This is a genomic window from Tistrella mobilis (genome assembly GCF_041468085.1).
Classification (GTDB): Bacteria; Pseudomonadota; Alphaproteobacteria; order Tistrellales; family Tistrellaceae; genus Tistrella; species Tistrella mobilis_A.
This window is the reverse complement of record NZ_CP121017.1, coordinates 1358991-1381895: the sequence shown is the minus strand read 5'-3', so window position 1 is coordinate 1381895 and position 22905 is coordinate 1358991. Positions and strand designations below refer to the sequence as shown.

Annotated in this window: 20 protein-coding genes and 1 tRNA gene; 8 read left to right on the top strand and 13 right to left on the bottom strand. The window is 67.2% G+C overall.

Going from position 1 to position 22905, the window contains the following annotated elements; all coding sequences use genetic code 11:
- The first annotated feature begins 127 nt into the window (after nt 1-127).
- Nucleotides 128-712, top strand: a complete 585-nt coding sequence (locus tag P7L68_RS12060) for a LysE family translocator (RefSeq protein WP_372005633.1) — start codon at nt 128-130, stop codon at nt 710-712.
- 139 nt (nt 713-851) lie between these two features.
- On the opposite strand, the gene ettA is transcribed toward P7L68_RS12060, so the two are convergent.
- Together ettA and P7L68_RS12050 are read right to left on the bottom strand one after the other, a co-directional pair.
- Nucleotides 852-2534 (bottom strand): energy-dependent translational throttle protein EttA, encoded by a 1683-nt coding sequence (ettA, locus tag P7L68_RS12055; protein ID WP_372005631.1) that lies wholly within the window; start codon nt 2532-2534, stop codon nt 852-854.
- A gap of 177 nt (nt 2535-2711) precedes the next feature.
- Complete coding sequence (locus P7L68_RS12050) at nt 2712-3317, bottom strand: gamma carbonic anhydrase family protein (protein ID WP_372005629.1); 606 nt, start codon at nt 3315-3317, stop codon at nt 2712-2714.
- Between the two features lie 177 nt (nt 3318-3494).
- Between P7L68_RS12050 and P7L68_RS12045 the strand changes: the two genes are divergently transcribed.
- Together P7L68_RS12045 and P7L68_RS12040 are read left to right on the top strand one after the other, a co-directional pair.
- The gene (locus P7L68_RS12045; protein WP_372005627.1) at nt 3495-4358 is read left to right on the top strand and encodes a helix-turn-helix domain-containing protein; all 864 of its coding nucleotides are present in this window, start codon (nt 3495-3497) and stop codon (nt 4356-4358) included.
- 43 nt (nt 4359-4401) lie between these two features.
- The gene (locus P7L68_RS12040; RefSeq protein ID WP_372005624.1) at nt 4402-5160 is read left to right on the top strand and encodes an SDR family NAD(P)-dependent oxidoreductase; all 759 of its coding nucleotides are present in this window, start codon (nt 4402-4404) and stop codon (nt 5158-5160) included.
- Here P7L68_RS12040 and P7L68_RS12035 read toward each other — a convergent pair whose 3' ends face one another.
- The 4 genes from P7L68_RS12035 to P7L68_RS12020 all read right to left on the bottom strand — a co-directional run bounded on the left by P7L68_RS12035 (nt 5161) and on the right by P7L68_RS12020 (nt 9762).
- Nucleotides 5161-6156: an alpha/beta fold hydrolase gene (locus tag P7L68_RS12035; protein ID WP_372005622.1), complete on the bottom strand. Its 996-nt coding sequence runs from the start codon at nt 6154-6156 to the stop codon at nt 5161-5163. It abuts the gene before it with no gap.
- 8 nt (nt 6157-6164) lie between these two features.
- Nucleotides 6165-7619, bottom strand: coding sequence for a DUF294 nucleotidyltransferase-like domain-containing protein (locus P7L68_RS12030; protein ID WP_372005621.1), 1455 nt, complete (start codon nt 7617-7619; stop codon nt 6165-6167).
- Between the two features lie 144 nt (nt 7620-7763).
- A complete protein-coding gene (locus tag P7L68_RS12025) occupies nt 7764-9110 on the bottom strand; it encodes a PolC-type DNA polymerase III (RefSeq protein WP_372005618.1) in 1347 nt (448 codons plus the stop codon).
- 28 nt (nt 9111-9138) lie between these two features.
- Nucleotides 9139-9762 (bottom strand): hypothetical protein, encoded by a 624-nt coding sequence (locus P7L68_RS12020; RefSeq protein ID WP_372005616.1) that lies wholly within the window; start codon nt 9760-9762, stop codon nt 9139-9141.
- A gap of 345 nt (nt 9763-10107) precedes the next feature.
- Here P7L68_RS12020 and P7L68_RS12015 point away from each other — a divergent pair, with 345 nt between their 5' ends.
- The 4 genes from P7L68_RS12015 to P7L68_RS12000 all read left to right on the top strand — a co-directional run bounded on the left by P7L68_RS12015 (nt 10108) and on the right by P7L68_RS12000 (nt 13268).
- Complete coding sequence (locus P7L68_RS12015; RefSeq protein WP_372005614.1) at nt 10108-10380, top strand: DUF4212 domain-containing protein; 273 nt, start codon at nt 10108-10110, stop codon at nt 10378-10380.
- A 13-nt stretch (nt 10381-10393) separates the two neighbouring features.
- Complete coding sequence (locus P7L68_RS12010) at nt 10394-12160, top strand: sodium:solute symporter family protein (RefSeq protein WP_372005612.1); 1767 nt, start codon at nt 10394-10396, stop codon at nt 12158-12160.
- Nucleotides 12161-12259: 99 nt separating this feature from the next.
- Entirely contained in the window at nt 12260-12577 is a 318-nt protein-coding gene (locus P7L68_RS12005; RefSeq protein ID WP_014744328.1) for a YggT family protein, read from the top strand.
- A gap of 310 nt (nt 12578-12887) precedes the next feature.
- A complete protein-coding gene (locus P7L68_RS12000; RefSeq protein ID WP_372005609.1) occupies nt 12888-13268 on the top strand; it encodes a hypothetical protein in 381 nt (126 codons plus the stop codon).
- A gap of 40 nt (nt 13269-13308) precedes the next feature.
- On the opposite strand, the gene P7L68_RS11995 is transcribed toward P7L68_RS12000, so the two are convergent.
- Both P7L68_RS11995 and P7L68_RS11990 read right to left on the bottom strand, forming a co-directional pair.
- A complete protein-coding gene (locus tag P7L68_RS11995) occupies nt 13309-15300 on the bottom strand; it encodes an autotransporter outer membrane beta-barrel domain-containing protein (protein ID WP_372005607.1) in 1992 nt (663 codons plus the stop codon).
- Nucleotides 15301-15475: 175 nt separating this feature from the next.
- On the bottom strand, nt 15476-16465 hold the full coding sequence (locus P7L68_RS11990) for a pyridoxamine 5'-phosphate oxidase family protein (protein ID WP_372005604.1): 990 nt from the start codon (nt 16463-16465) through the stop codon (nt 15476-15478).
- 377 nt (nt 16466-16842) lie between these two features.
- On the opposite strand from P7L68_RS11990, the gene P7L68_RS11985 reads away from it, so the two are divergent.
- Nucleotides 16843-17019 (top strand): DUF1328 domain-containing protein, encoded by a 177-nt coding sequence (locus P7L68_RS11985; protein WP_372005601.1) that lies wholly within the window; start codon nt 16843-16845, stop codon nt 17017-17019.
- A gap of 122 nt (nt 17020-17141) precedes the next feature.
- On the opposite strand, the gene trpB is transcribed toward P7L68_RS11985, so the two are convergent.
- The 5 genes from trpB to rpoD form a co-directional block, all read right to left on the bottom strand.
- On the bottom strand, nt 17142-18368 hold the full coding sequence (gene trpB / locus P7L68_RS11980; RefSeq protein ID WP_372005598.1) for a tryptophan synthase subunit beta: 1227 nt from the start codon (nt 18366-18368) through the stop codon (nt 17142-17144).
- Between the two features lie 242 nt (nt 18369-18610).
- On the bottom strand, nt 18611-19438 hold the full coding sequence (locus P7L68_RS11975) for a hypothetical protein (RefSeq protein ID WP_372005595.1): 828 nt from the start codon (nt 19436-19438) through the stop codon (nt 18611-18613).
- A gap of 272 nt (nt 19439-19710) precedes the next feature.
- The gene (locus P7L68_RS11970; RefSeq protein WP_372005593.1) at nt 19711-20253 is read right to left on the bottom strand and encodes an ImmA/IrrE family metallo-endopeptidase; all 543 of its coding nucleotides are present in this window, start codon (nt 20251-20253) and stop codon (nt 19711-19713) included.
- Between the two features lie 139 nt (nt 20254-20392).
- Nucleotides 20393-20468, bottom strand: a tRNA-Ile gene (locus tag P7L68_RS11965).
- Between the two features lie 218 nt (nt 20469-20686).
- Nucleotides 20687-22765: an RNA polymerase sigma factor RpoD gene (gene rpoD, locus P7L68_RS11960; protein WP_372005591.1), complete on the bottom strand. Its 2079-nt coding sequence runs from the start codon at nt 22763-22765 to the stop codon at nt 20687-20689.
- Nucleotides 22766-22905 lie beyond the last annotated feature (140 nt).

Below are 22905 nucleotides of genomic sequence, written 5' to 3'. Positions count from 1 at the left end.
CCATAATGTGATGGAAGAATTCATAAAATTTCGTAATAGTTGAATATAGGTCCCCCGCCCTCCTCTCACCTCCCGAGCGGTATCCCGGCACAGCCACCCCGGCATGTCGGGCTTCATGGGGATCCGCATGACCGACCCGCTGCTGTTCTGTCTGTCGGTGGCCATCATCCTCGCCACCCCCGGCCCGACCAACACCCTGCTGGCGACCTCGGGCGCCACCATCGGATGGAGGGCATCATTGCCCCTGGTGCCGGCCGAACTCGCAGGCTATCTGATCGCCATCCTGGTGATCGGGATCCTGCTTCACCCCATACTGACCGCCTGGCCAGACATCGGCACGGGGCTCAGCATCGTGGTCGGACTCTATCTCGCCTGGATTGCCTGGAAGCTCTGGCAATCCGGCGGCGTGGTTCACGAGACCGGACAGGTCATTTCCCCCCGCCGGCTGTTCATTGCAACCCTGCTGAACCCGAAGGCCCTGGTCTTTGCCCATGGCATCGTGCCGCTGGCCGATCCGGCGGCGGTTCTCTATCTGGCGGGCTTCTCGACGATCCTGATCCTGACCGGATTCGGCTGGATCAGCCTCGGCGCCATGGCCGGTGGCACGGCCGGAGCGGCCCGCCGTCCCCGGCTGGTCCCACGGTTCGGCGCCGCGGTTCTATCGATCTTCTCGGTGATCATGATCGGATCACCGCTGATCGGGCTGATCTGACCGGCTGTTCATGCCTCGCGTCATACGTCATCTTCCGACCGTTTCCCATTGCCGGAAACGATATCGCCCCCATCGCTGGAAACGATGGGGGCGACGCCGTCACTGTAACAGGTCTGCGCAGATGTGAAGATCCGCTGCCTCAGCCACGGGTCAGCGGCTTGTACCTGATCTGGTGCGGCTCAACGGCCGCATCGCCCAGGCGCCGGCGCTTGTCGGCCTCGTAGGCCTCGAAGTTACCCTCGAACCACTCGACGTGGCTGTCGCCCTCGAAGGCCAGGATGTGGGTGGCGATGCGGTCCAGGAACCAGCGGTCATGGCTGATCACGATCGCCGAGCCGCCGAAATCCAGCAGCGCGTCTTCAAGCGCGCGCAGGGTATCGACGTCGAGGTCGTTGGTCGGCTCGTCAAGCAGGATCAGGTTGCCGCCCGATTTCAGCGTCTTGGCCAGATGCACGCGGTTGCGCTCACCACCCGAGAGCTGGCCGACCTTCTTCTGCTGGTCCGCACCCTTGAAGTTGAAGGCGCCGCAATAGGCGCGGCTCTTCACGGTGCGCTTGCCGAGCACGATGTCCTCGTGCCCGTCGGAAATCTCTTCCCAGACCGTCTTGTTGGCGGCCAGCGCGTCGCGGCTCTGGTCGACATAGGCGAGCTTCACCGTCTCACCCACCCGGAAGCTGCCGGAATCCGGGGTCTCGTGGCCGGTGATCATCTTGAACAGGGTCGACTTGCCGGCACCGTTCGGGCCGATCACACCGACGATGGCGCCGGGCGGGATCCGGAAATTCAGGTCGTCGATCAGCAGGCGGTCGCCGAAGCCCTTCGAAACATGCTCCGCCTCGACCACCACATTGCCCAGGCGCGGGCCGGCCGGGATCACGATCTGGGCGACATCGCCCACCCGCTCACGGTCCTGCTCCAGCAGGCGTTCATAGGCGGCCAGACGCGCCTTGGACTTGGTTCGCCGGGCCGACGGCGAGGAGCGCACCCATTCCAGTTCCTGCTTGAGGGTCTTCTGGCGGGAGCTTTCCTCCTTCTCTTCCTGCTCAAGCCGCTTGGCCTTGTGATCGAGCCAGGCGGTGTAGTTGCCCTCGAACGGCAGCGCACGGCCACGGTCGAGTTCCAGGATCCAGCCCGCGACATTGTCCAGGAAGTAGCGGTCGTGGGTGACGGCCACGACCGTGCCCGGATAGTCGTGCAGGAAGCGCTCCAGCCAGGCCACCGATTCGGCGTCGAGGTGGTTGGTCGGCTCGTCGAGCAGCAGCATGTCGGGCTTGGAGAGCAGCAGCTGGCAGAGCGCCACGCGGCGACGCTCACCGCCCGAAAGCTTGGTCACGTCGGAATCGGCCGGCGGGCAGCGCAGCGCATCCATGGCGATGTCGACCGTGCGGTCGATTTCCCAGCCGTTGACCGCGTCGATCTTTTCCTGCAGCTCCGCCTGCTCGTTGATCAGCGCGTCCATCTCGTCCGGGTCCTCGACCTCGGCGAACTTGGCGCTGACCGCCTCGAAGCGGTCGAGCAGATCCTTCACCGGCCGCACGCCGTCCATGACGTTCTCGAGCGCGGTCTTGGTGGGATCGAGCTGCGGCTCCTGCGACAGATAGCCGACCTTCAGCCCCTCGGCCGCCCAGGCCTCGCCGGTATAGTCGGTGTCCATGCCGGCCATGATCTTGAGCAGCGTCGACTTACCGGCACCGTTCACGCCCAGCACGCCGATCTTGGCGCCGGGCAGGAAGGCCAGCGTCACATCCTTGACGACCTGACGGCCGCCCGGATAGGTCTTGTTCAGACCACGCATGGTATAGACGTACTGGTAGGAAGCCATATGCCACCCCGTGAGGCCCTGGCGGAGGCGATCTCCGCGGGCGCTTGAAGAGAAAATCGGTGCCGGGCATGAGCCACCCGTTTCGGACCCGCCCGTTTCGGACCCGCCCGTTTCGGACCCGGTTGTACCCTATCCGGGCCGGTCGCTTCAATGTTCTGGGGCCACAGCCGCCCTCTGTCAGCCGCGCATGGCCGACAGCGGCTTCACCTGATAGGCCCGGACCGTCCGCCGGTCGGGCTCGGGCGCCGTCAGCGGCTCCGCCCGCCGCAGCTCTCCCGCAAGCCCCCGGCGGCGGAGGTCGTCGTAGCTGAGCGCGCCTTCGCGGATCCAGCCGATCTCGGCCTCCCCCACCTCGCGCAGCGGCTTCGCCGGCACGCCCGCAACCATGGTTCGCGGCGGCACCTTCATGCCGGTCTTCACGAAGGACATGGCGGCGACCACCGAGAAGTCGCCGATTTCGGCATCATCCATCACCACCGCATTCATGCCCACCAGCGACAGCTGACCCAGCCGGCAGCCATGCAGCACGGCGCCATGGCCGGCGGCCGCCATCTCGCCCACCACGACCTCGCCGCCCGGATAGGTATGGGCAACGACATTGTCCTGAAGATTGGCACCGCGCAGGACGGAGATCCGGCCGCTGTCGCCGCGCAGCGACGCGCCCGGACCGACATAGACCTCGGGGCCGATGATCACGTCGCCGATCAGCACCGCGGTCTCGTGCACGAAGGCGGTCGGGTCGATCACCGGTACCACGTCGTCATAGGCATAGATGAAAGCCATGGGGAGCGTCTCCTCGTCTCGGCCGGCGCCCGCTCGTTGGGGGAGGTGGCGGCGCCTTTGCATCCTGGGTTTTATAGCGCGTTTCGACCGGCTTCGGGGTCAAATCCGTCCAATACGTCAGGGGCGCCTGCGGTTTAGGATCAATCCGCCCCCTTCCTCCTGCGATGATGTCCGGACGTGGCCCGATACGACCCCGACAACCATGCCGTCTTCAGCCTCGACCGCCAGATCGGGGGGCTCGGCCTGCTGACTGCGGCCTTCGGCACGCTGGTCTTCGCCCCTCATGTGCACGAGGAAATGGTCATCGCCGTCACCCAGGCGGGGGCCGGACGCTGCGTCACCCGCGGCACCGCCTCGATCGGCACAGCGCAGACGGTGATGGTCTTCAATCCCGGGGAACCCCATCAGGGCGGTGTGACGGGCGACAGGCCCTGGTGCTATCGCAGCTTCTATCTGGGCCCGGACCTGCTCGACACGCTCCGCGACGAAGCCTTCGGTCGCCGGATCACCCTGCCCTGGTTCCGCGATGCCGTGGTGAACGACCCGGACCTTGCCGGGCTGATGCTTGCGGCGCATCGCGCGATCGACGGCGGCGCCGGCCGGCTGATGCGCGAGACCCTGCTGCTCGATGCCATGGCCCTTCTGTTCCGGCGACACGGCGCGCCCGCGCCCCTGCTGCCGGCGCCCGGCCGCGAGCGGACACCGGTGCGGCGGGTGGTGGCGGCGCTGCGCGACGACCCTGCCGCCGACTGGTCGGTCGGCACACTCGCCGCCCTGGCCGGCATGAGCCCGTTCCATTTCTGCCGCGCCTTTCGCAAGGAAACCGGCCTTGCCCCCCACGCCTTTCTGACCCAGGCGCGGCTGGACCTGGCGCGCCTGCATCTTGCGGCAGGCATGGCACCGGCCGAGGTCGCGGCCGCAACCGGGTTCTGCGATCAAAGCCACCTGACCCGACAGTTCAAGCGCTGCTACGGCATTACCCCCGGGCTCTGGGCGGCAGCGGTCACAGGCGCAAGATCCGCCAATACGCAGACGCGCTGATCGGCCAGTCTGGCGGGACAACCTGACCAGGGAGCCAGCCGCCATGACCGCATCCGTCATCATCGTCTCCGGTGCCACCTCTGGCATCGGCCGGGCCACGGCGCTGGCCTTTGCGCGGCAGGGGGCCCGGCTGATGCTGGGCGGGCGCGACGCCGACCGGGGCCGGGCAGTGGTGGCAGCCTGCCGCGCCGAGGGGGCCGACGCCGTGTTTCAGGCCGGCGATCTGGCCGAAGCCGGCACGGCCGCCGCGCTGGTCGATGCGGCAATGGCCCGCTGGGGACGGCTCGACATCGCCTTCAACAATGCCGGCTGGCAGGAACCGCAAGGATCGCTGGTCGATCGCGATCTCGCCGTACTCGACCGGGTGTTCGCGATCAATCTCCGGGCCGTCGCCGAGGCGATGCAGGCCCAGATCCGGGCGATGCGCCGGAGAGACGACGGTGGGGCGGGCGGCGGGGTGATCGTCAATGACGCCTCGGTCAGCGGGGTGCGCAACCCCTATCCGGGTTTTGCGATCTATGCCGCCTCCAAGGCGGCGCTGCTCTCTCTCACTCGCTCGCTTGCGATCGAGCATGCGCCCGAGGGCATCCGGATCAATGCCGTCTCTCCCGGGCGGATCGAAACCCCGATGATGGCCGGTGCCGGGGTCGCCGATTTCGCGAGCATCGCAGCCACCCTGCCGGTCCGGCGCATGGGCCGGCCCGAAGACGTGGCTGCGGCCGTGCTCTGGCTCGCATCCGATGCGGCAAGCTTCCTGATCGGCCAGAATCTCTGTGTCGATGGCGGTTTTCTGGCCGGTTGATCAGATGTCGCGCAAGGCCTGCGCGATCACCGCCCGGGCGGGGGCCTGGATCTCGTCGGTTTCCATCAGGATCTCGTGCAGCGCCCCCGGTACCACCACCAGCCGGGCGCGGGGCAGCCGGGCCACCAGCCTGGACTGGGCGACAGGATCCACCACCATATCCGCGCCGCCCTGCAACAGGGTGACCGGAACATCCAGCCCTGCGCCCATGCGGATCACCGCGCGCTCCAGATCGCGGATCGAATCGAAGGCCGCCGCCAGCCAGCCCCAGCTGCTGCCGCCCAGATGCAGGGCGGGATCGGCCGCCAGCAGTGCCTGTTCCCGCGCCCAGCGCGCCGGGTCATGGGTCAGCCGGTTGCCGGCGAAACCGCCGCCGCTGGCCCGCCCCGGGCCCTGGCCGGGGGCATAGGTCATGCCGCGGCCGCGGGCGCGCATCAGCCGGGCCAGCGGCGGCACCAGCCGTCGGGCCGGCAGCGGCATGCGGATGTCGATCATCGGTGCCGAAAGCACGATGGCCGCAGGCCGTGCCGGCCCCTGCACCCGTTCCAGCACCCAGCGCATCCCCAGATGGCCGCCCATGGAATGGCCCAGCATGGCCAGTGGCCGGGGCAGACCGGCGAGCGGCCCCGCGGCCAGCGCATCCAGATCGTCCAGGCAGTCGTCGAAGCGTTCCAGATGACCCATCGCCCGGTCCGGCGCCACCCGCCCGGAGCGGCCCTGGCCGCGCCAGTCGGGTGCAAAGACCACCCAACCCGCGGCGCGCAGCCACCCTGCCACCTCGGCATATTTTTCGACGAATTCGCCGCGGCCCTGAAGCAGCAGCACCGTGCCGCGCGGGCGGATATCCGATGCCGGATGCCAGACCAGATAGCGGATCACCATGGCGTCCGGCCGGTCGAGCAGACCGGCCTGATCTGCCTCGGGCCCCTGCGGAGCGGGGGCCACCGCAACCGAGGCGAGCGCGGCCCGCGCGGCCGCTGCTGCATCGAAATCCATCAGAACGTTCAGCCTCCCAGCGAGCTGCGCATCACCCAGGTCATCGCATCAATATGCTTGAGGGCTGATTTCAACCGCGACCGGCGGCGGGAGTCCAGCGCTGTCACGTCGACCAGCGTGTCCGGGACCTTGCCTTCGCGGATCCGGGCAACCTGTGCTTCCAGCAGCAGGGCCATCACCAGCGCGTGGGAGCGATCCAGCTGCTCGGCATCGGTGGGATTGAGCAGCCCCGCCTGCGCCAGCGCCTTCACCCGGGCCGCCGTGCCGGTGGCGGCGATGCCGTGGCGAAGCGCCAGCGCCCGGGCGGTCAGCGTCAGCGGCAGCAGCCCGTGCCGCTTCAGGTCCAGCCGGCCCTTGCCGTCGGTCCGCAGATCGCCGAACAGGCCGATGGGCGCGTGCATCCGGTCGAGATCGCGGATCATCGCCTGCAGGAAATGCGGCGCATGGGCGGCCTGGGCAAGCGCATAGCTGTGCAGCTCTTCAGCCAGCGCCAGATCGCCCGCGACCGGGGCCATGTCGAAAAAGATGTCGGCGTTGAGCATGTTGTCGCCGTCGGGATCACCGATCCAGGCCCGCACCCGGCCGCGCCACCCCTCCAGCCCGTGACGCCAGGCGGGCCTGGAGGCCATCACCCCGCCCTGACAGAAGGGAATGCCTGCATCGGCGAGCAGCCGGCACATCCGCTGCCCGAACGCCCCGAACCAGCCGTCATCGGCATCGCGTCCGGCATGGACGATGGCATTGTCCTGGTCGGGCACCAGCAGGGTTTCGCCACGGCCGGCCGATCCCAGCACCAGCACGGCATAGGGGGCGGGGGCGGCGCCCTGCCCCTCGGCCACCATCGCGGCTTCGGCAAGGGCGGCGGCGCGCTGGGTCAGATCGCGCGTGACGGCGGAAATCACCGAGGCGATCGCCCGGGCATCGACCGCCTGATCCAGAAGGCTCGCGGCCAGCGGCCCGAGATCGGCGCGAACGAGGGACAGCCCTTGTGCATCCTCCGCCGCCTCCACCCGGTCGCCCATGGCCAGCGCATCGCCCGCCCTGAGCCTGAGCAGGGCACGGCGGGTGATCATGCCGGTGGCCCGGCCGGCCGCGTCCACCACCACCAGGTGGCGGATCTCGAACCGGCGCATGCGGCCGATGGCGACATAGACGAACGCATCTTCGTCGACCGTGCGCACCGGCCGGCTCATCAACGCCGCCGCCGGCAGCACGGCCGCATCGGCACCCTCGCGGGCCAGTGCACGGACGACGTCGCGTTCCGTCAGGATGCCGGTCGGGCGGCCATCCTCATCCCGCTCGACCAGGGCCGAGATACCGGCCCGCGCCATGGCCCGGGCCGCATCCTGAACCGTCATGCCCGGCTCCGCCGCGACCAGCGGTCGCGAGGCGACCTCTCCCGCCCGATGGCGATAGGGGTAACTGTCGAGCCGGAACAGGGCTTCGGCTTCGGAAGGCTCCATCGGGACGGGCTCCCCTCTGGGATCGTGAGGCGGGTGCAATCATGTGCGCCACGATCATTCCATGCCACGCCGCCAATCACCAGCCCGCGAGGCTCACCAACCCGCGCGACTCACCAACCCGCGAGGCTCACCAACCCGCGCGACTCACCAACCCGCGCGACGCTGCGCCGCAGCCACGGCCCCTGCCCCATCCGCAAAGCGCCGGGCGCCGCCCAGATCATGCACCCCCATCTCGGCCAGGCGCGGGATCATCGCGGCAAACACCCGCCCGGTGAGCAGGGCATCGCCCAGGGCCGTGTGGCGCCCCGAGACGGCGATGCCGTAACGGCTGGCGATGGCCTCCAGATCAAGTTCCGGCCGGTCGGGATCAAGCCGCGCCGCCAGGCGCAGGGTGTCGAGTACGAGCCCCCCAGGCGCCAGCCAGCCGGGGACCGGATGCCCCGTCCGCGCCGCCTCGGCACGCAGCACCGCCAGATCGAAGCCGATATTGTGGCCCACCACCACCCGCCCGGCCGCCAGGGCCGTCAGCCTGTCGACCGCCACAGAGGGCGGCGGCGCACCCTGGAGCATCGCCCGATCGATGCCGTGGATGCGGGTGGCAGCTGCCGGGATCGGAATGCCCGGATCGACCAGCATGTCGAGCACATCGGCCAGGAACAGCCGGCCGCCCACCATGCAGACCGCGCCGGCCGAGACCATCCGGTCGGTCGTAACTTCAAGCCCCGTGGTCTCCAGATCCAGCGACAGCAGCGGCAGCCGGTCGAGCGGCGTGGCGTCGTCGGCCGGCGGCAGATCGGGGGCAAGGTCGTGAAGCGCCAGCGCCATCGGCAGATCGGCCGCGGGCAGGACCGACATCCCCGCCACGGGCGGGTCGGCAAAGATCAGCCAACCGGCCGTTGCCGCCCGCACGGGCAGCTGCACCGCCGTGAGGTCCAGCAGCCGGCCATCGACATGGTGAACCGCCGTACGCCGCATATCGCCGCCTGGGGCGGCGAGCAGCGGCGCCAGGCTTTCGCGTGCGAGAGCCGCATAGACCGATGTGCCGGGCGTCACCGCCCCGATCAGCGCCGCCATCGCCGGGTTGACCAGGGTGACCAGCCCTGTGGGCCCCACCCCCATCAGCGGGACGGGCAGGGCCGAGATCAGGGCGGCCAGTCTGGCATCGCCGCGGCCACCGGCGGCACGCGCGGTTTCGGCAAGCGCACGTGCCAGCGCCACCAGCCGGGCGTCCGTGCCCGGCAGGTCGCCGGCCTCGAAACCCGGCAACGGCAGATCGGGATCGGTGGCCGCCCTCAGCGCCTGGGCGAGATCACCGCGCAGCCGCCCGCCGGTGCGGGCGGCGGCTTGTGTGACCCAGGCGGCGAGGCCAAGCCCGCAGGCCCCGGCGAACAGTGCCAGGCCCAGCGGCAGGGGGGCGGCACCTGCGGTCAGCCCCGCCCAGCCGGCACCGGCCAGCCCGCCCGCCGTCAGCAGCCCGGCGGCGATCAGCACCGGCCGGTTTTCCTCACGCGGCGGCCCGTCACGCGGCAACACGGGCACCGGCAGCCAGATCGGCGGCAAGCGCCGGCCAGTCGAAGCGAAGATCCGCCTTGGCCAGCGCCCCGACGGCATGGAAGCACACCCCGTTCACGATCATCTCCCGTTCGTGGCCGCGCAGGCTGGGATGAATCGGCAGACAGTCGAAAACCCGGTCGCCGCCCAGGGCGAAGATCCGGGCGGGGGGCTGCGGATCCGCCACCCGGCCGCGTGCCAGACGGGCCGCCAGCGCCTCGACCTCGGCCACAAAGCCATCGGGCCGGTCGGTAAAATGCGGGGCTGCCGCCATCGAGGCGGCGAAGTCTTCGACCAGCGCCGCCTCGATGGCGGCAGGCTGGTCGGCATGAGGCCGCAGCCGGTCGCGGACGGCCACCGCCATATCGGCGCGTACGGCGGCGAAGGCCTCCCACCGCGACCGTTCCAGCAGGACCTGAAATCCGGCTTCGCGGAACAGGCTGTGACGCAGCGGTCCGGCCTTGATCTCGCAATAGCCGATGGTCATCCGCTGGGCCACATAGGCGGACTGTGCCTCGACGAAGCGGTCGAGGGCAGCCCGATCGCGATCACGCGGCGTCTCGCGCCACAGGCGTATCATCCTTCGGAGCATCAGCGGGGGCGACCTCCTGCCTTTGGCGACGTTGCATCGCCTTTTACAGACAAACGCACCGTTTTCCTCGGCACGTCATCTTGGTTGTTGACAAGATTACCAGTTTGGCCCGGAAATCTATAGAAGATCGTCACCCGCCCGAGGGTTGAACCTCCGGGTGACCCCCACCGGAGCCACGCGCCGTCACGGACCGGCAGCGGGCTTCGTCAGGCCGATGCCTGCGACCTGTCGTCGCATGTCGAAATGCCGCATCGGCCCAGCCGGCCCCGCAGGATGTTCCGCCATCCGCCGCGTGCCGGCCAAGACCGCGCAAAGCGACCACGTCGAGCATTTTTGGGGGGAGACATGTCTGAGAATCGCAGCCTGACGCCGCAAAGGGCGCAGGAGTACTGGCAGAGAACCAAGAGCCTGATGTGGACTGTGCTCACGATCTGGTTCCTGTCGGGCTTCGTGATCCACGCCTTCGCACCGGAGCTGAACCAGATCCGGATCCTGGGCTTCCCGCTCGGCTTCTACATGGCCGCACAAGGGTCGCTGATCATCTTCGTCTGGCTGATCTTCTGGTTCGTCGCGCGCCAGAACCGGATCGACGACGAATTCGGCGTGTCCGAAGACTGAAGGGGCACGGGCCATGAAGGGCGATTTCACCCAGAATCTGGGCAAGGTCTACGGCATCTATACCGGCGGCTTCGTCGGCTTCACCATCATGCTCGCCATCCTGGAACAGATGGGCGTGCCGGACCGCATCATCGGCTATGCCTTCGTCGCGGTGACGATCGGCGTGTATGCGATGATCGGCGTGCTCAGCCGCACGGTCCAGGTTTCTGAATACTACGTTGCCGGCCGGCGGGTGCCGGCTCTCTATAACGGCATGGCCACCGCCGCCGACTGGATGAGCGCCGCCTCGTTCATCGGCATGGCCGGCACGCTCTATGCTTCCGGCTATAACGGTCTCGCCTATGTGCTGGGCTGGACGGGCGGATATGTGCTGGTGGCGGTGCTTCTCGCCCCGTATCTGCGCAAATTCGGCCAGTTCACCGTGCCCGACTTCCTCGGCACCCGCTATGACGGCCACACGCCCCGGCTGATCGGCATCGCCGTGCTGATGATGTGTTCCTTCACCTATGTCGTGGCCCAGGTGACGGGTGCCGGCATCATCGCCTCGCGCTTTCTGGCCATCCCGTTCGAGATCGGAATCTTCGTCGGGCTCGTCGGCATTCTGGTCTGCTCGATGCTGGGCGGCATGCGCGCCGTCACCTGGACCCAGGTCGCGCAGTACATCATCCTGATCATCGCCTATCTGATCCCGATCATCCTGATGTCGGCGCAGCTGACCGGGGTACCGGTGCCGCAGATCATGTACGGCTATGCATTGCAGGAGATCGAGCAGATCGAGCCGACGCTCGGGGTCACGGTCGGCCATGTCACCGCCTTCGCCCGCGACGGCGACATGCTGAACTTCTTCAGCCTGGTGCTGTGCCTGATGGTCGGCACCGCCGCCCTGCCCCATGTGCTGATGCGCTTCTTCACCACGCCCAGCGTGCGGGAGGCGCGGTCATCCGTGGGCTGGAGCCTGCTGTTCATCTTCCTGCTCTATTTCAGCGCGCCCGCCTATGCCGCCTTCGCCAAGCTGGAGGTCTATACCAACGTCATCGGCCAGCCCATCGCCAGCCTGCCCGACTGGGTGCGGATCTGGTCGGATATCGGCCTGCTCGCCATCAAGGATGCCAATGGCGACGGACTGCTCCAGCTTGCCGAATTCACCATCAACAATGACGCGATCGTGCTGGCGACCCCGGAAATCGCCGGCCTGCCCTATGTGATCGCCGGCCTGGTCTCGGCCGGCGGCCTTGCTGCCGCCCTTTCCACCGCCGACGGCCTGCTGCTTGCCATCGCCAATGCCCTCAGCCACGACATCTACTACAAGATGATCGATCCCAAGGCGAGCGCCGCCCGCCGGCTGATCGTGGCCCGGGTGTTGCTGATCCTGGTCGCGATGCTCGCGGCCTATGTCGCCTCGTTCCGCCCCGCCGGCATTCTGGCCATGGTCGCCTGGGCCTTCTCCATCGCCGCTTCGGGGCTGTTCCCGGCACTGGTGATGGGCGTGTGGTGGAAACGCACGACCAAGGCCGGCGCCTGTGCCGGCATGCTGGCCGGCCTCGGGGTCTGCCTGTTCTATCTGGCCGGCACCCAGTGGTACGGTATGGAGCTGTGGTTCGGCGTGCGGAACGTCTCGGCCGGCCTGTTCGGCATCCCGGCCGGCTTCCTGGTCACCTGGGTGGTCAGTCTGATGACCCGCGAACCGTCGAAGGATATGCAGGATTTCATCGAGTTCGTGCGCGTGCCGAGCGCCCGTCTGGCTGAAAGCAATCCCTATGCTCAGGGCCTGAAGAACTGATCGATCGCCCGTCAAACCCATGCGGCGCCGGAAGGGCAACCTTCCGGCGCCGTGGCCATGTCCGCCCGCCCCCGCCGCCGTTGAGAGACCGCTCCCCCCATGCAGTTCGATCCGTTCTTCTGGACCTACTGGACCTACAACCTGCCCAATTACGTTCTGTCGCTGCTGATCTACACCCTCATCGGGCGCGCCCTGCTCTCGGCTTTCATCCGGCCCGGCGATCCCAACTACATCTGGCGCTTTTTCTGTCGGATCACCGATCCGGTGCTGCGGCTGACGGCGCCGCTGACCCCGCGTTTCGTGCTGCCGGGGCTGCGGCCGCTGGTGGCGGCCGGCTATCTCTGGATCCTGCGGATTATCTTCTGGCTGGTGATGTACAATCTGGGTCTGGCGCCGCGACTGAATGCCCCGGCGTGATATTTCCCGAAAAGATCTTTCATATGCATGATCTTCTCGCCTGAGGTGATGATATGCCCCCGTGTCGGGGGATGACAGCGGGATGCCCCGCGGGCTAGGATAAAGGCACCAATTTTGCCACTGGCATCACCGGGACCGGGGCCCCATCTTCGGTAGCAGGTGCAGCTCGTCTGCCGGGTCGGCCCCTGCTCCGGCCCCCGCCTGTCTCCCGCGTCTCGTGGTCCAGCCCATCGGCACCACTGCCCGTCACCGCTCCGCAACGCACCGTCGGCCCGTCCCCAACGAGCCGGCCTCAGCCCGTCGTTCTCAGATGCAGACAGATCTCATCGAACAAGCCGCGGCGGTGTCCGTCCGCCGCGCCTGTGCCTTTTCGCTGTTCGCCATCTGGGTCATCATGATGGCGCTGGTCTATGACCCGATGATGAGTCTCAGATCCGGCGCCATCCTCGTGACCCTGATGGGGGCCATCCTGATGCTGAAGGGCTATCGCGCCCCGCATCGGGATCATCGCCGCACCGAGGTGTGGCAGGCGGTGAAATCGGAGCTGAAGCTGCCGGCCGAACAGGCCCGGGCACTGATCAACGCCACGCTCCAGGATGCCTATTTCCATCACGCCACCCTGGTGGGCGTCGGCGCTCTCGCGCTCTGGACCACGATCGTGGTTCTGGGGTTGGTCATCGCCCTCAGGTAAGAGCAGACCAACCCCGGGCAGATCGGCGCCGGCCCGCTGATCAGAAGCGCAGGCCCAGGCCCGCGGTCACTGCCGTCTGCGACCCATCGTCGTGACCGAAGCGGGTTTCAATCTCGGCATAGGTCGAGACGGTCGCGCCGAAGAACAGCCGCGCCCCCAGCATCGCCCGGCCGAAATCGTCATCGGCCTCTGCCAGCCCCACCTGCCGTGACGAGCCATCCCCTGCGGTCAGGCGAATTGCCTCCGGCCGGCCGTCGGCGAACTCATGCACCCAGCCCGCGCGGGCATAGGGCGTCAGGGTCATCGCATCGCCCAGGTCGACGCTGCCGCGCACCCGCCAGCCCAGCTCGCCTTCCGCCGACGAATAGCGCTGGTCTGGATAGGTGAGCGCCGTGCGCGCGGGCCCGGTCTCGGCGAAGCCGTCGAGTTCATAGCGGGTGTAGTCCAGCCCGACCACCGGACCGGTGGCGATGCCGCCAAGCGCCAGGTCCCAGCCGCCCTCGATCCGCGCACCGAAGCTGCGGGCATTGGTCTGCGCATCAAAGCGCTGGTCGAGAATGGTGACCCCCAGCCCCGAGGTCATGGTGAAGGCACGGGTGCCATCCACCCGGGCATAACCGGCCGACACCGAGGCCGCGAGCCAGCCCGGCGCGCCATCATTCACCAGCACGCCCAGCCCCAAGGCGACACCGGTGCGGTCCAGATCCGACCCGCCCGACAGATCGTCGCGGCCGCGCGACAGATGCAGATCGGCACCCAGCGTCACCAGATCGCTCAGCCGGTGATCGGCGCGGAAGCCGATGCGGCCTGCGGTCTCGTGATCGGCCGTGGCGGCGCCGTCGAACCCGCCCGGACGGGCCAGCCCCTCGACGAAGACATCGACGCTGGTCTCCCCCAGCCCGGGCCGGCGGGTGAAGAGCGCCAGGACGGCACGATCCACCGCCGCCTGGAAGGCCTGATGATCGCGGGCAAGCTGATCGGTCATCGCGACGCTGAAGCCGGCGCCCGACTGCGTCGAGGCCGCAAGATCGGCATCGGTCAGCTCCACCAGCAGCCGGGTCAGCAGCCGCGACCAGTCTTCCAGCCGACCGGGAATATGATCGGGGCCGAAGGCCGCCTCCAGCACGTCCCAATTGTCGATCGCGGGGTCATGCCAGCTGGCGCCGCCCGGAATACCCGGATTGGTGGTCTGGGTATACCCGTCCAGGTCGCCGATCTCCCAATTGGTCGCCTCCAGCCAGAGCACCGGAATGTCCAGATCCTCATACACCCCGGCGTCACTGCAGCAGCCGGTGTCGACCGGGTAATGCGGGTTCAGCCCGGGATTGCTGCGCAGGTCGATGCCCAGCTCGTCGGCGATGGCATGGATCCGGGTCCAGTAGGTTTTCAGCGCCGGGTCGGTCAGATAGTTGGTGCCGGCATGGGCATACATGAAATCGCCGGTGATCAGGCTGTCGATGTTGATCATGCCCTTCAGCCGGTCGATCTCGCCCGCGGCCTCCAATTCCTGCCGATAGAAGGCGGAGCCTTCAAGCCCGGTCTCCTCAGCGCCGAAGGCGTTAAAGACCAGCCCGGTTTCGACCGGCAACCCCGCCAGATGGGCGGCGATTTCGGTCAGCACGGCCGCCCCCGAACCATTGTCGTCCACGCCCTGCAGGGCGGGACCGGTATAGCCCGCGCGCTGCGGTGCGCTATCGAAATGGGCACCGACCAGAATGAAACCCTGGTCGGTATTGCCCACCGTGCCGATCACGTTCTGGGATGCGAGGCCACGGCGGGTGGTGAAGGGCTGGCGGGTCAGCGTGGTGCCGCCAAGGGTGAAGCGCGACGCCATCCAGTCGGCCGCGTCCTCGAAGGCTTCGGTGCCGCTGTGGCGGCCGGCATGATCGATGGTCAGGGTTCTGAGCGTGTCATAGGCGAAGTCGCCGTAGTCTGCCGCCCGAGCCGGCACGGCCGGGATGGCGACGGAGGCGAGCAGCGCAAGGCAAAGCGGATGCAGGGCAAGTGGATGCAGAGCGAGGCGGCCGGGCATCGGACCTCCTGGAAGGGAGCATCGCCCTGGCGACATGTGCCGAAGGACGATGGTGGTGCGGGGATGACAGGCCGGTATCGGTAGATCCTTCACACAGCCTTAACGGAACAATACCCCGTCACGATCCGCAGGGTCACCTTCGGATATGTCCGGATCAACCACTGTCATCCATTTCTCAACCAGGGCGCCCATCCGGCCCCATCCCGATAATCCTGCCGCCGGTCTCCCGAAGCCGGGCCCGCCAGGCGCCCGCCAGATGCACCACCCGGCGCGGCCTGAGCCGCCAGAGCCGCTCGGCACCCGGATGACGGGCGAGTTCCGGCCCCTGCCAGACGATCTCGACATCACCGGTCATGGTCAGCAGGTCGCCGGTCGCGAAATCCGGCACCAGCAGCCCGGCCGCCGGGCGCAGCACCATATTGCCCAGCGTGTTGAAATAGCGGTTGCCGGCATAGTCGGGCACGGTGATCACCCCCGCCTCGTCGACCACGGCAAAACCGGCGGGGCCGCCACGATGGGAGGCATCGGCCCCCGCCGCCCGGCCTTCCACCCGGCTGTCGGCGGCGCTGGCAACGAAGATCGTGTCCGCCTGGGCAATCATCTCCCGCGCCCGCGGATCCAGGGCCGCCTGAGACACCACGGCCGGCGCCGGATCCATGCCGCCCCGCCCCGGCACGGCCTGGCGCGGGCGGATATAGCGCGGGCAATTGCCGAAACACTGGTCGACCAGCAGATCGATGCGCGGCGTGCCGTCACGATCCAGCGCCAGAACCCGGCCATTGACCCGGATCCGTCGACGGGTGGCCAGATCGATGCCGAGCAGCCCGAGCGCCGCACCGGGCTGAAGATTGGCTGCGAGCGTGTCGCCGGCCGGAACGGCGGCCAGGATGCTGAGCACCCGGGGATCGGGAGAGGCGATGAAGCCCGGCGAACCTGCCAGCAGCGAGGCCCAGGGCATGCCCTGCCCGTCGACCGAGGCAACGACCAGGAACTCCAGATCCATGAAGAACAGGCGGAACGGGTCGGGCAAGGCGGTCATGAACGCCTGGGCGCCGATCGGTGCCATCCGCGCCCCCAGACCGTAAAGGTCCTGCACCGCCCGCTCCCCCAGATGAAAGCCGATCCCCTCGGCGTCGGCGCCGGAGGCCTGCCTCTCGTCGGTCATGGATGCCTCTCCCGTCAGAGGAACGTCCAGCGATCATACACCCTTGGCCGCACCACCGTGACCTCAGGAAGGCGCCCGAGGATCGATCGGCGGGTTTCGGCCCAAAACCGGCCGGGGCCTGACCAAATCCGGTCACGTCTTTGCCCGCACCGAACCGGGAGGGGCGGTGCTACATTCCAATCAACACGAAGCAAGTCGAAAGCGGCCAACAGAAAAATCCGACCGCCACCCCGTACCGGCTTTCGCATTCCTCGTCGCCCGGACATTTCGGGCTTGAGATCATTCGGAACCAGATGACTGCGGAACGACTTTACACGGATGGCGTATCCCATCCGGATACCGCAGACACGATCCGAACAGACAAGGAGATCTGAACCATGGGCAGCCTTCTTCATTGGGCCATCGTTTTCCTGATCGTGGCACTGGTCGCCGCCCTTCTGGGCTTTGGTGGTGTCGCAGGCACGGCAATGGCAGGGGCCAAGATCCTGTTCTGGGTCGCGATCGTCATCTTCGTCATCACGCTGGTCGCAGGCCTGATGCGCAGGGGCCGCTGACCGCCCCGGCCTTCTGCCCTCCCCCCGCAGCACGACGGGCGGCCGGTTTCCGGCCGCCCGTCGCGTTTTTCGTGACTGTCGGATTGGTTCCGTGACATTGCAGGCGTCACGGCGAAGACATGTCAGCCGCCGGTCATCTCGGCCACCTGCGGCACATCCTTGTCGCCGCGGCCCGACAGCGAGACCACCATCACCGCATCGGCCCCGAGGTCCGGCGCCATGCGGATCGCGCGCGCCAGCGCATGGGCCGACTCCAATGCCGGGATGATGCCTTCCAGCCGGGTGAGCAGGTGGAACGCGTCCAGCGCCTCGGCATCGGTCGCCGGCAGATAGGTCACCCGGCCGATCTGATGCAGCCAGGCATGTTCCGGCCCGATCCCGGGATAGTCGAGCCCGGCCGAGATGGAATGGGCCTCGGTGATCTGGCCGTCATCGTCCATCAGCAGGAAGGTGCGGTTGCCATGCAGCACGCCCGGCCGGCCGCCGGTGAGCGAAGCGGCGTGCTTGCCGCTCTCGATCCCGTGCCCTGCCGCCTCGATGCCGTAGATCGCGACCTCCGCGTCGTCGAGGAAGGGGTGGAACAGGCCCATGGCGTTGGAGCCGCCGCCGACGCAGGCCATCACCACATCAGGCAGCCGCCCCTCGGCTTCCAGGATCTGGGCCCGCGCCTCGTCGCCGATCACCGTCTGGAAATCGCGGACGATCATGGGATAGGGGTGCGGGCCCGCGACGGTGCCGATGCAGTAGAAGCTGTCTTCGACATTGGTCACCCAGTCGCGCAGGGCCTCGTTCATCGCATCCTTGAGCGTGCGGGAGCCCGACAGCGCCGGGATCACCTCGGCGCCCAGCATGCGCATGCGAATGACATTGGGCATCTGCCGGGCAATGTCGACCTCGCCCATATAGACCACGCAATCCAGCCCGTAGCGGGCGCAGAGTGTCGCGGTGGCGACACCGTGCTGGCCGGCCCCGGTCTCGGCGATGATCCGCTTCTTGCCCATGCGTCGTGCAAGCAGGATCTGGCCCAGCACGTTGTTCACCTTGTGCGAGCCGGTGTGGTTCAGATCCTCGCGCTTCAGATAGATCTTCGCTCCGCCCAGATGTGCGGTCAGCCGGTCGGCGAAATAGAGTGGACTGGGCCGGCCGATATAATGCCGACGCATGTCGTCCATCTCGGCTGCGAAGGCGGGATCGGCCTTCGCTTCGGCATAGGCCTGCTCCAGCGCCAGCAGATTGGGCATCAGGGTCTCGGCCACGAAGCGGCCGCCGAACATGCCGAACCGGCCGTTTTCGTCGGGGCCGTTGCGCAGGCTGTTGGGCAGATGAGAGGCGGGTCGGGGGGACGTCATCGGTCGAAAACCTCCGGATCGGGATCAGTGGAGGCCACGTCCCCGGGTCCCTGCCCCTGTCGCGTTGATGAAACGACAAAGGCCGCTCTCCGGAGTGAGCGGCCTTCCACAGGGCATGATTGCTGCCGGTGAAACCGCCCGCTTACGCGGGCCACCAGCGGCGGGTCTGCATCGGGCAGAAGATGGGGTGCAGGATCGTCATAGGGAGACGGTAACAGAGCGGGCGGCGGGCGGCAATGGGGTCATGTGCCATCCTCTCGCGGCCCCTCACCGCGCCCGGCCGGCGACGGCATGTCTTCGATAAGATCGAAGCTGGTGACACTGGGATCGCCTTGGATGGCGGCGGTCAGCGGGGCCGTCTCGGCATAAAGCCGGTCTTCACGTGCGTGCAGCGCCCGCTCCCGGCGGGCATGATCGATATGAGAGGTCGGCACCGTGTCGAAGGCTCCGCTGCGCTCGCGCAGAAAGGCCCGCTCCATCCAGTCGGACGCATCGATATAGCCCAGACAGAATTCGGCCACGGCTGCCGCCTGCACCTCGGAGCGCATTTGCAGCATCGCCGCCTCGCGACGATCGGCGATCTTGCGCCGTGGATCATCTTCCGTGTCGATCCAGATCAGCGGATAGGCTTCGCCACCCAATATGCCTTTCAGGGTCTCGCGGCCATCATATCCGAAACAGAAGGGAAGACGCTGCTTTGCGTCACTCTCCGCCAGCAGGGCAACCAGTTCCACCGACAGCACCATCTTGCGCCGGGTCGCGAACCGGCCGAGGCGAAAGCCGGTGTCCATCGACGGGCCGATAAAATCCTGAATGCCTCCCACGCCTTCTGCCATCTCGTCGAGGAACTGGTCGGTCTCCCTCAGTCCGCCGAGGTCGATCATCATATTGCGCGCCGGAAAATCCGCCACCCAGCCACAGGCTTTCAGATCGAGACTGCGTGAAATCTCGCGTACCACCTGCCGCGTCTGGTGAAGCGCCAGAATGAAATCATTGACGATGCCTGCGGTATCGGCCAGGGCAGTGACGGTAAAGCGATAAACGAGTTCGTCCCCCAGAGCTTTCCACAACCGCACCCGATCCTCAGTTCCAAATCGGAGACGGGTCTTCTTCAGAAAGGTCTGATGGAAAGTGACATAGAATTTGCGGATGGCCTGGGACCAGCCTTCCGAAGCCGTGTCATCGCGCTCTTCATTCCCACCGCAATGGCGGTCGAAAATTTGAACGCGCTTGACCCCACCATGTCGACGCTGAGAAAGGCTTCCAGGCGATAGCGCTCCGCCGCTGCGGCAAGGATCTGGTCGTCGCCCTGGTCAGCGCTCACGGGGTGCCGGGCCGCCGCTTACGCCAGACCCAGGCTGCGCGCCCGATTCTCGGCAGCCTGACGGGAAACGAAGAAGCGTTGTGCAACGGCGCCGCGATCGCCATGCATCTCCCGCCAGAGGTCCGCAAAGGGCCCTGAGGGCATCAGGAAGGCGGCCGCGAACCAGTTGGCCTCCCATTCGCAGCGTTCGACATCCGGCGACGGATTGTCAGGCAGATAGCGGGTGGCAGCCATCTCGACGCTGGCACCCTGATGCGCCTTCTTCACGACCGGATAATGCAGCAGCAGATGTCCCAGTTCGTGCCCGATGGTGAAGCGGTCGCGAGCCGGCGTGGTCTCGAAAGGCAGGTAGAGATCGAAATCGTCCGGCGCCCGCACATGGATGCTCTCACGCGGCTGCGGGGTGGCGAATTCCCTGAACCGGACCCGTCCACCCAGCCGGCGGACCAGATCGTAAAGGTCATCCCCGGGCAGAAAATGGATCTTGCCCGCGTATTTCTCCGCCGCATCCTGGATGACGGCCTTGCTCGCCCGACATGGCATCGGCGGAACGACGGTCATCTGCGCCTCTTGATCGCTGCGTCTTGTTACAAGATAGCGACCGCGCGGGGCGGCGACAATGGCGGGCGATGGTGCGGCAACCGTTTGCATCGCCCGCGGGTGATCCACGCGGGGCATGGACATGTCGGGCTGTGGAAGGTGGTGGGCCCGGCAGGATTCGAACCTGCGACAACACCGTTATGAGCGGCGGGTTCTAACCGCTGAACTACAGGCCCCCACATCTTCCATGCTGCCGGAACGGGGCTGAATGCCACCGCCGGTTACCGGCGGCACACCTTGTCGAGTTCCGCCGTTTTCGTCAAGAGGAAGCCGGTTCGTCACAGAGGGCCGTTCGTCAGGAGGGGCCGGCCGGAAATGACACGACCGCCGCCGGAAGGCCCGGTGGCGGTCGCGTCGTGTCGTCGATCCTGATGCCCGACCCCGGTGGTCGATCCTAGTGATCGAGGAAGCTGCGCAGCTTGCGCGACCGGCTCGGATGCTTGAGCTTGCGCAGCGCCTTCGCCTCGATCTGACGAATGCGTTCGCGGGTCACCGAGAACTGCTGGCCGACCTCTTCCAGGGTGTGGTCGGTGTTCATGCCGATGCCGAAACGCATGCGCAGCACCCGCTCCTCGCGCGCCGTCAGGCTGGCGAGCACCCGGGTGGTGGTCTCCTTGAGGTTCGAATGGATCGCCGCATCGACCGGCAGGATCGCATTCTTGTCCTCGATGAAGTCGCCCAGATGGCTGTCTTCCTCGTCGCCGATCGGCGTTTCGAGGCTGATCGGCTCCTTGGCGATCTTCAGGACCTTGCGGACCTTTTCAAGCGGCATCTGCAGCTTCTCGGCCAGCTCTTCCGGCGTCGGCTCGCGGCCGATTTCGTGGAGCATCTGGCGCGAGGTGCGGACCAGCTTGTTGATCGTCTCGATCATATGCACCGGGATACGGATCGTCCGGGCCTGGTCGGCGATCGAGCGCGTGATCGCCTGCCGGATCCACCAGGTGGCATAGGTCGAGAACTTGTAACCGCGGCGGTATTCGAACTTATCCACCGCCTTCATCAGGCCGATATTGCCCTCCTGGATCAGGTCCAGGAACTGCAGGCCGCGGTTGGTGTACTTCTTTGCGATCGAGATCACCAGACGGAGGTTGGCCTCGACCATCTCCTTCTTGGCCTGGCTCGCCTCGCGCTCGCCGCGCTGGACGTTGCTGACGATGCGCTTGAACTCGGTGATCGGCAGGCCGACCTCGCGGGCCATGCGCGAAATGCCTTCGCGGATGTCGGCCGCTTCCTCGCCATGGCGTTCCAGGAAGGTCTTCCACGCCTTGCCGTTCTGCGCGCCCACCACCTCGAACCAGTTCGGCGCCAGTTCCTGGCCGCTATAGAGGCGCAGGAAGTCCTCGCGCTTCACCCGGCAGCCGACGGCCAGACGCATCAGCTGGCCTTCCAGCGACATCAGGCTGCGGTTGAGGAGGTAAAGTTCCTCGACCAGCAGATCGATACGCGGCTGGGCGAAGTTCAGGCCGCGGACCATCTCGATCACGTCGGACTTGGCCGCCTCGAAACGGGCACGGGCCTGAGCGGTCTGCTCCTCGCCCTTCAATGCCGCCTCAAGCCGCTTGGCCTGCAGCTTTTCAAGCTTGGCCCAGGCTTCGACGATCTTGTCGAAGGATTCAAGGATCACGGGCGTCAGCTCGGCTTCCATCACCGAGATCGACACGCTGGCGCCATCACCCTCCTCGTCCTCCTCCTCGTCGGAGTCGGATGCGCGGACGGTCTCCTCTTCCTCGTCGCCCTCCTCGGCGGCTGCCTTGCGGGGCTCACCCTCGGGGCGCGCCACGGCCGCAGCAGTACCATTGCCGTTGACCACGAGCTTCGCAGGGTCGGCAACCGGGCGGTCGCCCACCAGCATCGCCGCTTCGGCCTCGGCTTCCTCGTCGGTCATCGGCGGCTGGTCGCCGCCATAGCTGGCCTCAAGGTCGATGATGTCGCGCAGCATCGCCTCGCCGGCCGCCAGCGCATCGCGCCAGCGCACGATCGCCCGGAAGGTCAGCGGGCTTTCGCAGATCGCGCCGATCATGGTGTTCCGGCCGGCCTCGATCCGCTTGGCCAGCAGGATCTCGCCCTCGCGGGACAGCAGTTCGATCGACCCCATCTCGCGCAGATACATCCGCACGGGGTCGTCCGTCCGGCCCAGTTCCTCTTCCTCGACCGAGGTCGCGTGGGAACCGCCGAACTCTTCCTCGTCGTCGTCGCCGCTCTGGTTCTCGCCCAGTTCCTCGCCTTCCTCGTCGTTCTCGACGACGTTGATGCCCATCTCAGAGAGCATGGCCATCACGTCTTCGATCTGCTCCGACGAGAGCTGATCCTGGGGCAACGCCTTGTTCAATTCGTCATAGGAGATGTAGCCGCGCTCCTTGGCGCGGGCCACCATCTTCTTGACGGTGATCTCGAGCGAATCGACCAGCGGTCCATCCGGCGTGTCTTCACGCCCTTCGCCGGCTTCGACAGCCGTGGTCGCTTTTTTCGCCATTATTCGTCGTTCCCCCGCTCAGAAACGCACGCTGCGCCTTGATTCCGATGCTTGCCCATGAGGTCGATGCCCCGTCCTTCAACGGCCGTGAGGCGCCGCTCCCGCGATGATGGCACCATCACCGCGGCAACGACGCCCCG

Coding starts and splice junctions, on each gene's coding strand:
- P7L68_RS12060 (WP_372005633.1), top strand. CDS start 128: ATGACCGACCCGCTGCTGTTCTGTCTGTCGGTGGCCATCATCCTCGCC.
- ettA (WP_372005631.1), bottom strand. CDS start 2,534: ATGGCTTCCTACCAGTACGTCTATACCATGCGTGGTCTGAACAAGACC.
- P7L68_RS12050 (WP_372005629.1), bottom strand. CDS start 3,317: ATGGCTTTCATCTATGCCTATGACGACGTGGTACCGGTGATCGACCCG.
- P7L68_RS12040 (WP_372005624.1), top strand. CDS start 4,402: ATGACCGCATCCGTCATCATCGTCTCCGGTGCCACCTCTGGCATCGGC.
- P7L68_RS12035 (WP_372005622.1), bottom strand. CDS start 6,156: ATGGATTTCGATGCAGCAGCGGCCGCGCGGGCCGCGCTCGCCTCGGTT.
- P7L68_RS12030 (WP_372005621.1), bottom strand. CDS start 7,619: ATGGAGCCTTCCGAAGCCGAAGCCCTGTTCCGGCTCGACAGTTACCCC.
- P7L68_RS12020 (WP_372005616.1), bottom strand. CDS start 9,762: ATGCTCCGAAGGATGATACGCCTGTGGCGCGAGACGCCGCGTGATCGC.
- P7L68_RS12015 (WP_372005614.1), top strand. CDS start 10,108: ATGTCTGAGAATCGCAGCCTGACGCCGCAAAGGGCGCAGGAGTACTGG.
- P7L68_RS12010 (WP_372005612.1), top strand. CDS start 10,394: ATGAAGGGCGATTTCACCCAGAATCTGGGCAAGGTCTACGGCATCTAT.
- P7L68_RS12005 (WP_014744328.1), top strand. CDS start 12,260: ATGCAGTTCGATCCGTTCTTCTGGACCTACTGGACCTACAACCTGCCC.
- P7L68_RS12000 (WP_372005609.1), top strand. CDS start 12,888: ATGCAGACAGATCTCATCGAACAAGCCGCGGCGGTGTCCGTCCGCCGC.
- P7L68_RS11995 (WP_372005607.1), bottom strand. CDS start 15,300: ATGCCCGGCCGCCTCGCTCTGCATCCACTTGCCCTGCATCCGCTTTGC.
- P7L68_RS11990 (WP_372005604.1), bottom strand. CDS start 16,465: ATGACCGACGAGAGGCAGGCCTCCGGCGCCGACGCCGAGGGGATCGGC.
- P7L68_RS11985 (WP_372005601.1), top strand. CDS start 16,843: ATGGGCAGCCTTCTTCATTGGGCCATCGTTTTCCTGATCGTGGCACTG.
- trpB (WP_372005598.1), bottom strand. CDS start 18,368: ATGACGTCCCCCCGACCCGCCTCTCATCTGCCCAACAGCCTGCGCAAC.
- P7L68_RS11970 (WP_372005593.1), bottom strand. CDS start 20,253: ATGACCGTCGTTCCGCCGATGCCATGTCGGGCGAGCAAGGCCGTCATC.
- rpoD (WP_372005591.1), bottom strand. CDS start 22,765: ATGGCGAAAAAAGCGACCACGGCTGTCGAAGCCGGCGAAGGGCGTGAA.